The organism is Bradyrhizobium sp. MI1.11, from assembly GCF_055811255.1.
Genome location: NZ_JBVVPM010000072.1, coordinates 1 through 14,643, shown reverse-complemented (window position 1 = coordinate 14,643; position 14,643 = coordinate 1). Strand labels below are relative to the sequence as shown.

General features: G+C 65.4%; 15 protein-coding genes and 1 tRNA gene. 7 read left to right on the top strand and 9 right to left on the bottom strand.

All coding sequences use genetic code 11. The annotated features are described in order from the left end of the window. The first annotated feature begins 11 nt into the window (after positions 1-11). From AC0L30_RS38130 to AC0L30_RS38120, 3 genes are all read left to right on the top strand, one after another. The gene (locus AC0L30_RS38130; protein ID WP_473366510.1) at positions 12-848 is read left to right on the top strand and encodes an ATP-binding cassette domain-containing protein; all 837 of its coding nucleotides are present in this window, start codon (positions 12-14) and stop codon (positions 846-848) included. 32 nt (positions 849-880) lie between these two features. Further along, positions 881-1,462: a flavin reductase family protein gene (locus AC0L30_RS38125; RefSeq protein ID WP_473406417.1), complete on the top strand. Its 582-nt coding sequence runs from the start codon at positions 881-883 to the stop codon at positions 1,460-1,462. Between the two features lie 95 nt (positions 1,463-1,557). Beyond that, on the top strand, positions 1,558-1,716 hold the full coding sequence (locus AC0L30_RS38120) for a hypothetical protein (RefSeq protein WP_018453881.1): 159 nt from the start codon (positions 1,558-1,560) through the stop codon (positions 1,714-1,716). Between the two features lie 102 nt (positions 1,717-1,818). Here the strand turns inward: AC0L30_RS38120 and AC0L30_RS38115 are convergent, their stop codons facing one another. The 9 genes from AC0L30_RS38115 to AC0L30_RS38075 all read right to left on the bottom strand — a co-directional run bounded on the left by AC0L30_RS38115 (position 1,819) and on the right by AC0L30_RS38075 (position 11,606). After that, complete coding sequence (locus tag AC0L30_RS38115) at positions 1,819-2,967, bottom strand: M20 family metallopeptidase (RefSeq protein WP_473406416.1); 1,149 nt, start codon at positions 2,965-2,967, stop codon at positions 1,819-1,821. 335 nt (positions 2,968-3,302) lie between these two features. Next, on the bottom strand, positions 3,303-4,688 hold the full coding sequence (gene flbD / locus AC0L30_RS38110; protein ID WP_473406415.1) for a sigma-54-dependent transcriptional regulator FlbD: 1,386 nt from the start codon (positions 4,686-4,688) through the stop codon (positions 3,303-3,305). Between the two features lie 38 nt (positions 4,689-4,726). Beyond that, on the bottom strand, positions 4,727-5,077 hold the full coding sequence (fliN, locus tag AC0L30_RS38105) for a flagellar motor switch protein FliN (protein ID WP_007596160.1): 351 nt from the start codon (positions 5,075-5,077) through the stop codon (positions 4,727-4,729). A 3-nt stretch (positions 5,078-5,080) separates the two neighbouring features. Then, entirely contained in the window at positions 5,081-5,701 is a 621-nt protein-coding gene (locus AC0L30_RS38100) for a FliH/SctL family protein (protein ID WP_219681649.1), read from the bottom strand. Then, positions 5,701-6,792 carry a flagellar motor switch protein FliG gene (gene fliG / locus AC0L30_RS38095; protein WP_219681648.1) on the bottom strand — a complete coding sequence of 364 codons (1,092 nt, stop codon included), beginning with the start codon at positions 6,790-6,792 and terminating at the stop codon, positions 5,701-5,703. The genes AC0L30_RS38100 and fliG overlap by 1 nt, the downstream gene beginning before the upstream one ends. A 17-nt stretch (positions 6,793-6,809) precedes the next feature. Beyond that, positions 6,810-8,417 carry a flagellar basal-body MS-ring/collar protein FliF gene (gene fliF, locus AC0L30_RS38090; RefSeq protein ID WP_219681647.1) on the bottom strand — a complete coding sequence of 536 codons (1,608 nt, stop codon included), beginning with the start codon at positions 8,415-8,417 and terminating at the stop codon, positions 6,810-6,812. A gap of 192 nt (positions 8,418-8,609) precedes the next feature. After that, positions 8,610-8,885, bottom strand: a complete 276-nt coding sequence (gene sciP, locus AC0L30_RS38085; protein WP_002714638.1) for a CtrA inhibitor SciP — start codon at positions 8,883-8,885, stop codon at positions 8,610-8,612. 359 nt (positions 8,886-9,244) lie between these two features. Beyond that, a complete protein-coding gene (locus AC0L30_RS38080) occupies positions 9,245-9,952 on the bottom strand; it encodes a flagellar hook assembly protein FlgD (RefSeq protein ID WP_007596155.1) in 708 nt (235 codons plus the stop codon). Between the two features lie 13 nt (positions 9,953-9,965). After that, positions 9,966-11,606: a flagellar hook-length control protein FliK gene (locus AC0L30_RS38075; RefSeq protein WP_473406414.1), complete on the bottom strand. Its 1,641-nt coding sequence runs from the start codon at positions 11,604-11,606 to the stop codon at positions 9,966-9,968. Positions 11,607-11,955: 349 nt separating this feature from the next. On the opposite strand from AC0L30_RS38075, the gene mnmA reads away from it, so the two are divergent. From mnmA to AC0L30_RS38055, 4 genes are all read left to right on the top strand, one after another. Beyond that, positions 11,956-13,137 carry a tRNA 2-thiouridine(34) synthase MnmA gene (gene mnmA / locus AC0L30_RS38070; protein WP_473406413.1) on the top strand — a complete coding sequence of 394 codons (1,182 nt, stop codon included), beginning with the start codon at positions 11,956-11,958 and terminating at the stop codon, positions 13,135-13,137. A 21-nt stretch (positions 13,138-13,158) separates the two neighbouring features. Continuing rightward, positions 13,159-13,797 (top strand): class I SAM-dependent methyltransferase, encoded by a 639-nt coding sequence (locus AC0L30_RS38065; RefSeq protein ID WP_007596152.1) that lies wholly within the window; start codon positions 13,159-13,161, stop codon positions 13,795-13,797. 46 nt (positions 13,798-13,843) lie between these two features. Beyond that, positions 13,844-14,200, top strand: coding sequence for a hypothetical protein (locus AC0L30_RS38060; protein WP_007596151.1), 357 nt, complete (start codon positions 13,844-13,846; stop codon positions 14,198-14,200). Positions 14,201-14,480: 280 nt separating this feature from the next. Continuing rightward, positions 14,481-14,557: transfer RNA gene (locus tag AC0L30_RS38055), tRNA-Met, on the top strand. Positions 14,558-14,643 lie beyond the last annotated feature (86 nt).

Here is a 14,643-nt window from a genome sequence, read left to right as displayed (position 1 = left end):
CTGGGAATCACATGCAGACTGCCCTTCGTACCTCCCTTCCGGACACCGAACTCGCAACCCGCGCCAATTTCGCGCCTCACGCCCGCGTGGTGCGCGAGGAGCGCCCGGTGCAGACCTCCGGCCTGCCGCTCAGCATCCGCGGCCTGCGCAAATCCTACGGCGACAACGAGGTGCTGCGCGGCATCGACCTGCACATCCCCGCCGGCCAGTTCGTCGCCATCGTTGGCAAAAGCGGCTGCGGCAAGAGCACGCTGCTGCGCCTTATCGCGGGCCTGGAGAAGTTCGATGCCGGCAGCATCTCGCTCGGCGACGCCGTGAAGCCCGAGGATATCCGCGTGATGTTCCAGGAGCCTCGGCTGTTGCCCTGGGCCCGCGTTCTCTCCAATGTCGAGGTCGGCCTCGGCCGCGATCGCGCCTCTTCCGACGCGCATTCACGCGCGGAGAAGGCGCTCACTGAGGTCGGGCTGACCGACAAGCGCGACCAGTGGCCATCGATACTGTCGGGCGGCCAGAAGCAGCGTGTAGCCCTTGCCCGTGCGCTGGTCTCGCGCCCCCGTGTGCTCGCCTTCGACGAGCCGCTTGGCGCGCTGGATGCGCTGACCCGTATCTCGATGCAGCGGTTGCTGGAGCGCGTCTGGCGCGACCAGGGCTTTACCGCGATCCTGGTGACCCACGATGTCGCCGAGGCGGTCGCGCTGGCCGACCGGGTGCTGGTGATCGAGGAAGGGCGGATCGCCCACGACGTCGTGGTTAACACGGCCCGGCCCCGCCAACGCGGCTCGGCCGAGCTCGCGGGTCTCGAAGGCTCGATCCTGAGCCACCTTTTGTCGGCGGACGATCGTACCTAGATAGACAGGGACCCCGGCTCGGGGACGATGCCATGAATGTAGTGCCCCGCGATCTCATGACCCAAACTGTCGTCTCCTCCGCCGATTTCCGCGGCGCCATGCGCCACCTGACCGGCGGCGTCAGCGTCATCACCGCCGGACGGGGCAAGGACATCACCGGCATGACGGTCACCTCGGTCAGCTCGTTCTCGGTCGATCCGCCGACGCTGATCGTCAGCATCAATCGAGACGCCTCCTCCTTCCCGCTGATCCGCCGCTACGGTGCCTTCGGCGTGAACATCCTCGCGGCCGATCAGCTCGATGTCGCCGAGCGCTTTGCTGGCAAGGGCGGACTTAAGGGTGCCGATCGTTTCGCTGGCGCCAGATGGGTGACGGCGGTCTCCGGTGTTCCGCTGCTGGTCGGCGCATTGTCCGCCGTCGATTGCGAGGTCGAGGAGCTCATCGAGCGCCATTCGCACGGCATCGTCATCGGGCGAGTGCGAGACGTCAAGAATTCGACCCGCAATGCTGCGTTGGCCTATTGGCACGGTCAGTACGTGGCGGTGGATCAGGACGAAGACGCGGTCAGGCTCGCGGACGTCAGCGTTCCCACCCACGTCCGCCGCGGCATTTGATCGCCGCCGGCGATGGGCCGTGCAGGCTGGCCTTTTCCCCGTCATCGCTCTAGAAGCGCTGCCTGAGCCTCCCGCCGGGACAGCAATGGAGCGCAATGATGAAACGCGTCGCGACCTGGGCCTTCTACGCGGTCGGCGCGCTCGCGATCGCCTATCTCGCGCTCTACGCCTATGCGATGTTCAGCGGTCATCCGATCGTGCCGGGCGACCCCATCCAGATCTTCCGCAGGCCGGATGCGCCGAGCTATTCGTGAGGAGATTTGTAGGGTGGGTTAGCGAAGCCTAACCCACCACTGTCTGTCTCCGCCGAAGCCAACAGAGGTGGGTTACGCCTGCGGCTAACCCACCCTACAAAGTCATCCCCGCAAAATCGCCAGCGCCAGCGCCTGTGCGCGCGGCACGATGCTGTCGAGCTCGAGATATTCCTCTGGCGTGTGCGCAAGCCCGCCGACCGGGCCGAGGCCGCAGATGGTCGGCGTTCCGACCGCGGCGGTGAAGCCGGAATCGGCGCAGCCGCCGGAGAACTCGCCCTGAAGCGTCGTGAGGCCGGCCTGCCTTGCGGCGGCCTGATAGTTCTCGAACAGCGCCTTTGAATCGGCGCTCTGCACCACCGGCACGAACTCGCCTTTGACCGTCAGCGTCGCGCTGGTACCGGGCACGTAAGGTGTCGCGATGATCGTCTCGATCGCCGCCATCACCCTCGCGCGGTCCGCCGGATCGACGTAGCGCAGGTCAATCTGTCCTTCCGCGTAAGGCGCCGTGGTGTTGACGGATTGCCCGCCCGAGACGAGACCGACATTGAGCGTGATGCCCCTGTCGAGATCGGTCAGCGCGTGGATATGAACGATCTTGTGCGCGAGCTCGCCGATTGCACTGACGCCGGCGGCGAAATTGGCGCCGGAATGCGCGGCTTTGCCGGTAATGGCGACATGCATGAAGATGCCGCCCTTGCGGCCGGTGACGATATTGCCGGTCGGACGGCCCGGCTCGGAATTGAACACGGCGCGCGCGGCGCGTCCTTCGCGCTCGATCACGGGCCGCGAGGAGGGTGAACCGATTTCCTCGTCTGAGGTGATCAGCAGCTTGATCGGGTGCGGGTTGCCGCCGAATTTGTGAAAGGCGGTTGCCACGAACATGTTCATGACGACGCCGGACTTCATGTCGGCAACACCAGGACCATAGGCGCGCGTACCGTGGATCGTGAACGGACGCCGTCCGGCCTCGCCCTTGCCGAACACGGTGTCGCGATGCCCCATCAACAGCACCGGCTTCTCGTTGCTGCCGGGCTTTGCGACTTCGGCGTGGATGGCATCGCCGAATGTGGCGTGGCTTTCGCGCCGGAACGGAATGCCGTGCTCGGCGAAATGCTGCTCGAACCGCGCCCCGACCGCATCGACGCCTTCCTTGTCATAGGATCCGGAATCGATGTTCACGACATCGCGCAGCAGGTCGATCATCGCCTGCCGCTGCGACGCCAGCCAATCCGTGATTTGAGCTTGAGACATGTTCACCCTCGCGTGGTTCTCGGTGGCGCTTATAGGGCTTTGCGGGGGCTTGACCTAGTCGGAGAATGCGGTGCGGCCATGTCGCAGTCTGCGGGTTTGATGCACGCTGCCTCCCCAACGTCGTCCTGGCGAAAGCCAGGACCCATACCGCGGAATCTGTCGACGGAGGGTGGTAGGAGTACCGAACGACGAATCTTCGCCAACGCCCCTTGGGGTAATGGGTCCTGGCTTTCGCCAGGACGACATTGAGAGTCTGGAGGCTGTCTGCACTTCACCTACAAAAATGCCCGGGACCAGCCCCGGGCATTCGCAGTCTCAATGTTCGGCAGGAGCGCCTACGCCCCCACCATCGGCATGCGCGGATATTCACCCGGGGTGCCGGCTGGCGTGATCGGAATGCCGCCGTCGGAATATTCGTTGAGCTTGTTGCGCAAGGTGCGGATCGAGATGCCCAGGATGTTGGCGGCATGGGTTCGGTTGCCGAGGCAGTGCTTCAGCGTCTCCAGGATCAGGTCGCGCTCGACGTCAGCGACGGTGCGGCCGACCAGTGCCCGCGTCACCTGCTCGGCGGCCATGGTGGCATGCGCCACGGCCGGTGCGGTCTTGGCGAGGTCGAGGCGGTCGCCGTCGGGCGTGAGGATCGCATCGGCACCGATCTCGTCGCCCTGCGCCATCAGGACCGAACGGTGCATGGTGTTTTCGAGTTCGCGGACGTTGCCCTGCCAGCGGTTGGTGGAGAGCACACGCCGCGCTTCCGCCGAGATCGGGCGCATCGGCACGCCGTTGGCTTCGGCGTATTTCTTCACGAAGTGCTGGGCGAGCTCGAGAATGTCGGCGGGACGCTCGCGCAGCGGCGGGATCTTCAGGTTCACGACGTTGAGTCGGAACAAGAGGTCCTCGCGGAACGTCCCTTCGCGCACCGCATCCACCAGGTTGCGGTTCGAGGTTGCGATGATGCGGATGTCCACCGGGACGGGCTTGGTGCCGCCGACACGGTCGATCACGCGCTCCTGGATGGCGCGGAGCAGTTTCGATTGCAGGCGGACGTCCATCTCCGAGATTTCGTCGAGCAGCAGCGTGCCGCCGGTTGCCTCCTCGAACTTGCCGATACGACGGGCGATCGCGCCGGTAAAGGCGCCCTTCTCGTGGCCGAATAGCTCGGACTCCAGCAGATGCTCGGGGATCGCGGCGCAGTTGATCGAGATGAACGGGCGCTTGGCACGGGCCGAGCGGGTGTGGACGTATCGAGCCAGCACTTCCTTGCCTGTCCCGGATTCGCCGGTGATCATCACCGAAGCGTCCGAGCCTGCGATCTGCTGGGCGAGCTTGATCACCTTGGCCATCGCCTCGTCGCGATAGACCAGCTCGCGGGAATCGTTGGCGACGGCAGCCAGCACCGCTGCGATCAGCTCCGGGTCCGGCGGCAGCGGGATGTATTCCTTGGCGCCGGCATGGATCGCGGCGACCGCGGCGCGGGCGTCGTTGGTGATGCCGCAGGCGACGATCGGCGCGTGGATGTGTTCGGCCTCGAGCCGCATCACGAGGTCGCGGATGTCGAGGGCGACGTCGACCAGCAGCAGGTCGGCGCCCTTGCCGCTGCGCAGCACGCGCATCGCCTGTTCGTTATCCTCGGCGTGGGTCACGGTGGCGCCGTTCGCCATCGCGATCTTGGTGGCGGTGGTGAGCTGGCCCTTCAATGTGCCAACGATGAGAAGCCGCATGTCAGTCTCCTGTGGTCGCGCTGCCGCGCGTCGTCGCTTTAGGCGCGTTCAGTCTTGATGATTTCGGTCATGGTCACGCCGAGCTTGTCCTCCACCAGGACGACTTCGCCGCGGGCGACCAGCTTGTTGTTGACGTAGATGTCGATGGCCTCGCCGACGCGTCGGTCGAGCTCGAGCACGGTCCCGGGTCCGAGCTTCAACAGCTCGCTGACGTCCATCTTGGAGCGGCCCAGCACCGCCGAAACCTGCACCGGCACGTCGAACACGGCCTCGAGGTCGGCGGCGGCGCGCGTCGCATATTCGTCCTCGTTGTAGCCGACGTCGGTGCCAGTAGGCGGCATCGGGCCGTTGAGGTCGGGCAGCGGGACCTGTCCGTCAGTGTCGCTCATGATTTAACTCCCCCTGCGGGACGCAACATAGCGTCCCACCATTTCGTCGATCTTGGCCGCGATGGCGGCGCGCTCCAGCACGACGCCGCCATCGGCCCATTCGATCCGGCAGTCGCCGGTGGCAATCTCCGGCTCGGCCAGAATCACCAGCCGGCCTTCGAAGCCGTTCTGCCTGGCCAGCCGCTCGATGTTCTCGCGCGCGGAATCGTAGAGCGCGTCGTTGATGCGGACGACGAGATGCGGCGTCGCGACCAGATGCGAGAAGCAGTCCTTGACCAGCGCGACGATCTCGCCGAGCGGCTCGGCGGCGACCAGATCGGCGCACAGCTTGCGCGCCACCGCGACCGCGACGTCGACCGCCTCGGTCTCCATCTTGGATTCGATGTTGCCGATGCCCGAGGCGATGCCCCGGATGGCGATGTTGATCTCTTCCATGGCGAGCGCGACACGGCGGTCGCTCTCGGCCTTGGCCTCGCGCTGGCCGGCGGCGAAGCCGTCCTGATAGGCGCGCGCCTCGGCTTCCGCGACCTTCTGGGCTATCTCGGCCGCGGTTGCGGCCTTCTCGCGCGTCCGGTCGGGCGCTGCGAAGTCGTTGTCGAACAGGAATTTTGCCGGAGCGGCCATCAATACACCAGCTCGTCGTCGGCGCGGTTCTTGGTCAGCATGATCTCGCCTTTGGCGGCGAGATCCTTGGCGAGGTTGACCAGCAGCGCCTGGGCCTCGTCGACGTCGCGCAGGCGGACCGGACCCATCGCCGCCATGTCATCCTGGAGCATTTTTGCCGCACGCGACGACATGTTGCCGAAGAAGAAATTGCGGACGTCCTCGTTGGCGCTCTTGAGCGCGACGCCGAGCTTGTCCTTGTCGACGTTGCGCATCAGGGTCTGGGCGGAGCCGGAATCCAGCTTCACGAGGTCGTCGAAGGTGAACATCAGCGCCTTGATGCGCTCGGCCGATTCGCGGTTGTCCTCTTCCAGCGAGGTGATGAAGCGGGTTTCGGTCTGGCGGTCGAAATTGTTGAAGATTTCCGCCATCACCTCGTGGGCGTCGCGTCGGCGGGTCTGTGACAAATTGGACATGAATTCGGTGCGCAGCGTCTTCTCCACGCTCTCGATCACCTCCTTCTGCACCGCCTCCATCTTCAGCATGCGGTTGACGACGTCGAGCGCCAGATCCTCGGGGAAGATGCCAAGCACGCGCGCGGCGTGTTCCGGCTTCAGCTTCGACAGCACGACCGCGATGGTCTGCGGATATTCGTTCTTGAGATAATTGGCGAGCACCTCTTCCTGCACGTTAGAGAGCTTCTCCCACATGTTACGGCCGGCCGGGCCGCGGATTTCGTCCATGATGCCGTTGACGCGCTCGGGGGCCAAATATTGCTGGAGCAGCCGCTCGGTGGCGTCGAAATTGCCCATCAGCGCGCCGGAGGCCGACATGCGCGAGACGAATTCGAGCAGCATGTCCTCTACGGTGTCGACCTCGACGGTACCGAGCGTCGACATTTCCAGAGAAAGCTGGCGCACCTCGTCGTCGTCGAGCAGCGACCAGATCTTGCCGCCATATTGCTCGCCGAGCGCCAGCATCAGGATCGCGGCGCGCTTCGGCCCCGCCACCGCGTCGACCTTCGCGCCTCCGCGGCTGCCGGCACGCTGACCGAGCGTGGAGATCACGCTGGTGATGTCGTTGGAATTGGCGTTTTGCAGGGCCGCGGCCATGTCAGATCACTTCTCGATTATTTCGTGGGTTCGGTCAGCCATTGGCGGATGATGGCGACGGTCTCGTTGGGATTGCGCTCGGCGAGTTCGCCGACACGATGGACGGATTGGGCATGGACCTGGCCCTGGACGGTGGCGACGTCGATCGCGCTCGCGGCGCCGCTCGGCAGGAGCGGCTGGCTGGCGGGCGCGGCCTCGTCGCTCGCCGGACCGGTGAGGACGCCGGAGATGGCGGCCGCGACTTCGTCCGATGCCAGGATGCGCTTGACCAGCGGCCGGATCACCAGGAACAGCACGACCAGGCCGAGCAGCATCATCACGCCGAGCTCGACGAAGTACATGACGTCGTCCTTGGTGAACTGGAGCATGCCCAGCAAGCCGCTCGGCTCCGCGATCGGGGTGGTGGAGGGGGCGTCGGCAAAGCGCAGATTGACGACCTCGACCTGGTCGCCGCGCTTCTGGTCGAAGCCGATCGCCGAGCGCACCAGCGTGGCGATGCGGTCGAGCTGCTCCTTGGTGCGGTCCTGGTAGGCCAGATCGCCCTTGTCGTTCTTGGAGTAGATGCCGTCGACCAGCACCGCGACCGAGATGCGGTTGACCCGGCCGGCCTCGGTCACCTCGGTCTTGGTGGTGCGGGAGATCTCGTAATTGTTGGTCTCTTCGCTCTTCTTGCTCTGGTCCTTGGCCGCGACGCCGCCGTTCTGCTGGTTGCCCGGCAACTCGTTGTTGACGGTGACCTGGCCGTTGTTGTCGGCGGTCATGCTCTGCTCTTCGCGGGTCTGGGTCGAGCGCAGCACGCGGCCTTCGGGATCGTACTTGTCCGAGGTCTGGGTGATCTTGTTGAAGTCGAAATCGGCGGAGAGCTGGACCCGGGCGCGCCCCGTCCCCACCACGGAGGAGACGATGTCCTCGACTTGCTTGCGCATCCGCTTCTCGAAGGCGGTGCGGCGCTCGTCGCCCATCGCCTGCTCCGGATCGGTCTGGGCGCCGTCGGCGAGCAGCTGCCCGGTCTCGTCGACGATCGAGACCCGCTGCGGCTTCAGCCCGTTCACGGCAGAGGCGACGAGGTGGCGGATGGCGCGGATCTGCTGGGCTTCCAGCGCGCCGCGGACCCGCACCACGATCGAGGCCGACGGCTCCGGCGCCTCGCGCGAGAACAGCGGGCGCTCGGGCAGCACCAAATGGACGCGGGCGGCCTGGATGCGGTCGATGGCGCGGATGGTGCGGGCGAGCTCGCCTTCCAGCGCGCGGAGATGGTTGATGTTCTGGACGAAAGAGGTGGTGCCGAGCGCATCCGACTTGTCGAACACCTCGTAGCCGACCCCGCCGCCCTTGGGCAGGCCGCCCTCGGCGAGCTTCATCCGCAGGCGGGTGACCTTGTCCTTGGGCACCATGATGATGGTGCCCTCGTTGCGCAGCTCGAACTGGATGCCCTGGCGCTCCAGGTCCTTGATGATGCCCGAGGAGTCCTCGACGCTGAGGTCGGTGAACAGCGTCGTCATCTGCGGCGTGGTGACGCGCATGATGACGAACGCAAAGAAGCCGACGAGCGCGGCGGTGACCGCGATCATCGCCCCGAACCGGGCGGCTCCGATACCCTTCAGAAAGTCCGCAAGACCTTGCAAGCAACCGCCCCGACAGATTCGGCTGCTTTCACAGGAAAGGCCGACTGGGCAATTATTGCCTAGGTGATGGTTTCGATATGGTTAACGAAGGTTAAGAGCTGCGACAAAAGTAGCGCCAAAACGAAACATGAAAAAAATCGGCCTCGCAAGGCGAGGCCGATTTTCGTCAAAAGCCGCAGATTTCCGGATTGCCTACTGGCGATATTGTTGGATACGGGTGGTGCGAAGTCCCGCCAGACCATGCTGGTCGATCGAAAACTGCCAGGAGAGGAATTCGTCAACCGTCAGGGTATAACGGCTGCAGGCCTCCTCAAGGGAGAGAAGACCGCCACGGACTGCGGCGACGACCTCGGCCTTGCGGCGGATGACCCAGCGTTTGGTGCCGGGTGCAGGCAGATCCGCAATCGTCAACGGACTACCGTCCGGCCCGATGACGTATTTTACCCTCGGGCGATGGGGTTCTGTCATGGCGTACTCACAAACTCTCAACCACTGAACTCACTCAGGAACCCTACGCCCGCCGACTTAAAAATCCGCTAAGCCTAAGGCTTCAATACAATTCTCGTTGAAAATGGCTGGAACGCAGCCGTCTCGACCGGCGGGACGGTGCGTCCGGGCGGGCCGAGGGGGGTGTTCGTAAATACTTTACTAACGAAAGAGGCCTGCGGGGGTGTCGCACGGCCCTCAACGTCGTCCTGGCGAACGCCAGGACCCATTACCCCAGCGCGAAGTTTGGCGAAGACTCGGAGTTACTTCCTCGCGCCAAAACGACTTTCGGTGGCGATGGGTCCTGGCTTTCGCCAGGACGACACAGCGGCATTCCGCCTTTAATTGCTGGCCGTCGCGATGATGCTCTTGACCTGGCTCATCGTGTAGCTGGCGCCATCGATGGTCAGCAGCGGCGGCGACTGGGTCAGGTCCACGGATGACACCGTGCCCTGCACCTGCGCGGCGATGCCGACATTGTTGTTGGCGACGTCCTTGCCCGTGGCCGAGATCGTGTACTTGCCGTCGGGCCATTGCGTGCCGTCATTGCCCATTCCGTTCCAGGTGAACGGAACGTCGGTGCCCGCGCCGGCGGTGTATTTGCCGGTGAACACGGTCTGGCCGCTGGCATTGGCGACGGTGATGTCGACGGTGGCGTCGCTGGGCACGTTGAGATGCCAGGTTGCCGACGAGTTGGTCATGCTTGCGGTCGTGCCGTCGACCAGGGCGGTCTTGCCGACGAAGCCGAGCGCCTGGGTCGCCTGCGTGGTCTGTTGCAGGGTGACGAGCTGGGACAGCGAGTCGTTGGTCTTGAGCTGCTGCTCGACGCCGGCGAACTGCACCAGCTGCTGTGTGAACTGGTTGGTGTCCAGCGGATCGAGCGGGTTCTGGTTCTGCAGCTGCGTCGTCAGCAGCGTCAGGAAGGTCTGGAAGTTGCCGGCCAGCGTCGCGCCGGTGCTCGAGCCCAGGCTTGGGTTCGACGAGGATTTGGGCAGGTCGGTCGTGCCGGAGACGACGGACGGGGCGGTGGCGGCATTCGTGGTAGTCATGATCGAATACTCCTCACACTCTGATATCGACGCCGCTGCTCGATCCGAGCATGCGGCCGTAGCTGCGCCCGACCGGGGCTGCGGGAACTGCGTCGTCGTCGCTGACGATCAACCGGCGGGCATTGCCGCCATTGTCGTTGTTTTGGCCGGAGTTCTGCCCCGACGAGTTCTGGTCGCGCAGGCTGAAGGACAGCCCGTTGCTGCCGGTCTTGAGGCCGGCATCGTCGAGCGCGCGCTGCAATTGCGGCGCGTCCTGCCGCAGCATCTGCAGCGTCTCCGGCTTCTCGACGGTGAGATGCGAGGTGACCTGGCCGTTGCGGTCGACATTGATGCGGACGTCGATGCGGCCGAGGTCGAGCGGATCGAGGCTGATGTCGAACCGGGTCTTGCCCGCGCGCGCGGCGGCGGCAATTTCGATCGGCACGCCGCTGATCGGAATGGCCGTATTGGTGGCCGCGGTCGCCGTGAGCGTCGCGGTCGAAGCGGTCGCGGCCGAAGTCGTATTGGTCAGCGACGCCTGCACGGCCGAGGCCGCCTGCGCGCTGGTGTCGGTGGTGGGGACAGCGACCTGCGTGCCGGCATGGGCATGATTGGTTGTCGTCGCCGGTGCCGCATCGGCGGTGCGGTCGGAAGTCCCAGCCTTGGCGTCGGCCGCGTTCGCATCGATGGACGGCTTGTCCGGTTGCGGATGCGCCGTGGTGGCGGACGCTGCTGTCGCCGAGGTCTGCGCGGCGTTCGCCTTGCCGGTGTCCTGGCCGATATTGGAGACGTCACCCGCGCCGTGCGCAAGGGCTGCGGCCTTGAACGAGGTTTTTGGCGTGCCCTGGTCGACCGCGGCGATCAGGCCGCCATTGGTCTTGGCATCGGTCGCGGTCGAATCGGTCGTCCCGGTCGCGGCATCGGCCAGCGTCGCCGAAGTGTCGGCATCGACCTTGGCACTTGCGGTCTTGGCGCTCTTGTCGCCCGGCGTCGCGGTATCGGTCTTGGGGCCGGCGATCTGCGCCGCGATGGACGCGCTGGCGGCGATGCCGGCGGCGGCAATCGTCAGCGGCGAGGAGGCGGAGCCGGCGGCCTGGTTCGTAGCCGCGTTCGGATCGGCCGGCACGGCCACGACGAGTGCGTTTGGATCGGGCACAGCGGCGGCCTGCGTCGCGTCAATCTGCGCGGCCGCGACGGCGTCAACGGCGGCAAGGCTGCCGTCGGCCTTGTCCCCCTTGGTCTCGTCGGACTTGTCCGCAGACTTGTCGGCCGATTTGGCGTCGGACGCCTCCGGCTTGTCCTTGGTCTTGCTATCAGCCTTGGCCGCATCAGCCGTCGTATCGTTCTTGGCGTCGCTCTTGGCGTCGTTCTTGATGTCGTTTTTGGCGGACGCGGAATTGTCAGTGTCGTCGCTGGCCTTGCTCTGCGAGGGCTTGTCGGTCGCCGAGCGATCGCGCGGGCTCCTGTCCGAGGCGGAGGAGGATGAATCGGTCCGGCGCGGGGAGTCCTGCGCGGAGGACGCCGCGCTGTCGCTGATCGCCTGGGTGTTGCTGTCCACCAGCGAGCCGAACGAGTCGTTGGCGGAGTTCTCTTTCGGCGCTTGCGACCGGGCAGGCTTTTGCTGCGCGCTTGGGACTTGCACGCTTGCCACGACATCTGACGTACGACCGACCACAGGCAACCCCTTGGAAACATCTTCGCCATGAGAGGGAGCAAGGAGCGGGCCATCCTCGCGCTGAGTAATTTTATTTAGTGAAATCAATGGTTTGATGATTTGGCGTCCCCGCCCCAGGGCCTCTCGAAGGCCCGCCATTTCTGCCTCCTCGGCAAGAATTGCCGTAAACCTTGCGGGGTCCGTGATTGCTTCACCGGAAGGCCGCCTATATTAAAGAGACAGCTCTCAACCGCTTTCGACCGGGCAGGCCGTGCCCTTCGGGAACTCTCAGTTCCCGGGGATCGCCGATGTCCCGCCGGAAGCACCCAGCGGATCGCCCAACGCCGCCGTCCACAACGCTTTAAGGCCCATGCTCAACAGTCTGGATCTCGAAGGCCGTCCTGAGGATACCAGGGTCGTCGTTGCCATGTCGGGCGGCGTCGATTCATCGACGACGGCTGCGCTTTTGAAGGCGGAAGGCTACGACGTCGTCGGCATCACGCTGCAGCTCTACGACCATGGTGCTGCGACCCATCGCAAGGGCGCCTGCTGTGCCGGCCAGGACATCCACGACGCCCGCGATGTCGCGGCCAAGCTCGGCATTCCCCATTACGTGCTCGACTACGAGGACCGCTTTCGCGAATCCGTCATCGACAATTTCGCCGACAGCTACGCGCTCGGCGAGACGCCGGTGCCGTGCATCGAGTGCAACCGCTCGGTCAAGTTCCGCGACCTCTTGAAGACCGCGCGCGAATTGGGCGCCACCGCGCTCGCCACCGGCCATTACGTCGCCTCGCGTCGCCGCGACGACGGCTCGCGCGCGCTGGTGTGTGCCGCCGACGCTGATCGCGACCAGAGTTACTTCCTGTTCGCGACCACGCAGGAACAGCTCGATTATCTGCGCTTTCCGCTCGGCGACATGACCAAGCCCGAGACGCGCGAGCTGGCGCGGCGCTTCGGTCTTGCCGTCGCCGATAAGCACGACAGCCAGGACATCTGCTTCGTGCCAACCGGGCGCTACACCGATATCATCACCCGCCTGCGGCCGAACGCGATGGACCCCGGCGACATCGTCGATCTCGACGGCCGCGTGCTCGGCCGTCACAACGGCATCGCCAATTTCACCATCGGCCAGCGCCGCGGCCTCGGCATCGCAGCCGCCGCGCCGCTGTTCGTGGTGCGGCTGGAGGCCGCCAACCGCCGAGTCGTCGTCGGCCCGCGCGAGGCGCTGAAGATGCATCGCATCAGCTTGCGCGACGTCAACTGGATTGGCGATGGCGACATCGACTGCGCCATCGGCAATGGACTCGAAATGTTCGTGCGCGTGCGCTCGACCCGCGCGCCCCAGCCGGCGTGGCTGCGCGGCGCAAACGGCCATTACGAGGTCGAGCTCGTCGCCGGCGAAGAGGGCGTTTCGCCGGGCCAGGCCTGCGTGTTCTACGACGCACCTGGCGGCCAGGCCCGCGTGCTCGGCGGCGGCTTCATTCAAAGCGCCGCCGCGAAGGCCGCAAGCAGCACGACGAGGCCGCTCGCAGAAGCGGTCCGCGGCTAAAAAAATATATAGGGCAGGGGCATGGCAGCAGACATCTCGCGGGCCGGGGTCGAGAAGGCCTATGGCCGCTGGGCGCCGGTCTACGATCTCGTGTTCGGCAAGGTGTTCGACGCCGGCCGGCAGTCGACCATCGCCGAGGCCGACCGTATCGGCGGCCGTATCCTCGACGTCGGCGTCGGCACCGGGCTTTCGCTGTCGGATTATGCGCGCACCACAAAAATCTGCGGGGTCGACATCTCCGAGCCGATGCTTCGCAAGGCGCAATCGCGCGTGCGTGCGCTGCGCCTGAGCAATGTCGAGGTGCTCTCGGTGATGGACGCGAAGAATCTCGCCTTCCCCGGAAACTTCTTCGACGCGGTGGTCGCGCAATACGTCATCACCGCCGTGCCGGATCCGGAGGGCACGCTCGACGAGTTCGTGCGCGTCTTGAAGCCCGGCGGCGAGCTGATCCTGGTCAATCACATCGGCGCCGAAAAGGGTTTGCGCAAACTCTCCGAACTCGCGTTTGCGCCCTTGGCCCGCCGCCTCGGCTGGCGCCCGGAGTTTCCGTGGGCCCGCCTGGTCGTCTGGGCCGCAAAGCACGGCGGCGTTACGCTGGCGGAGCGCCGCCCGATGCCGCCGATGGGGCACTTTTCGTTGATCCGCTACCTCAAATCGTAATGTTCGGGGGTGGGAACAGGGCGCGCGCCCCGCGCGTTTCCCTCCCATGCGCACCACATCGAACATCATTCTGGCCAGCCTCCTGATCGCCGCCTCCGGCAGCGCGATCGCGCAGGCCCCGCCCGCCCCGGCGACGCCGCCGCAACAAACCGCGCCGCCATCCCCACAGCATGCGACGAATTGTACGCCGCAGGACCGCCCGAACCGCTCAGCCGACGGCACCACCACCGGCCAGTCCCGGGAACCGCTCGGCGACAAGCTGGCCAAATCGGACGGCGTGCTCTGCCCGCCCTCCGGCGTCGATCCCGAGATGCACGCCCCGGCGCCTAGCACGAACGGCGCCATGCCCGTGATCCCGCCCCCCGGCAGCCCCGGCGGGGATCCGACAGTAAGGCCGAAATAGGCCCTGTTCCGCATCCCCAATCTCGTCGTCATGCCCGGGCTCGTCCCGGGCATCCACGTTCTCGGCGGCAGCGAAGAAGTCCGTGGATGGCTGGGACAAGCCCGGCCATGACGGTGCGGCCGGAAATTAAGCTCAAAACAAGCCAATTCGTCTCCACCCGCGGCCATGTCCGCCGAAGCTTTCGCTAAGCGGAAGCGAAGGCGGATTGACAGCCTGCCGCCCCCTTCCTTATATGCCGCGCGTTCGCGAGATCGGCCTTGTCAGGCCCTCGCGACCCTGTGGCGGGGTAGCTCAGCTGGTTAGAGCACGGGAATCATAATCCTGGGGTCGGGGGTTCGAGTCCCTCTCCCGCTACCAAATTCCGCGTGTCCAGACCGGAGACATAGGTAACAGGTCGTACCTAAGACATGGGTGACAACCTCGTGCCGAACGGGTTGTCGAGG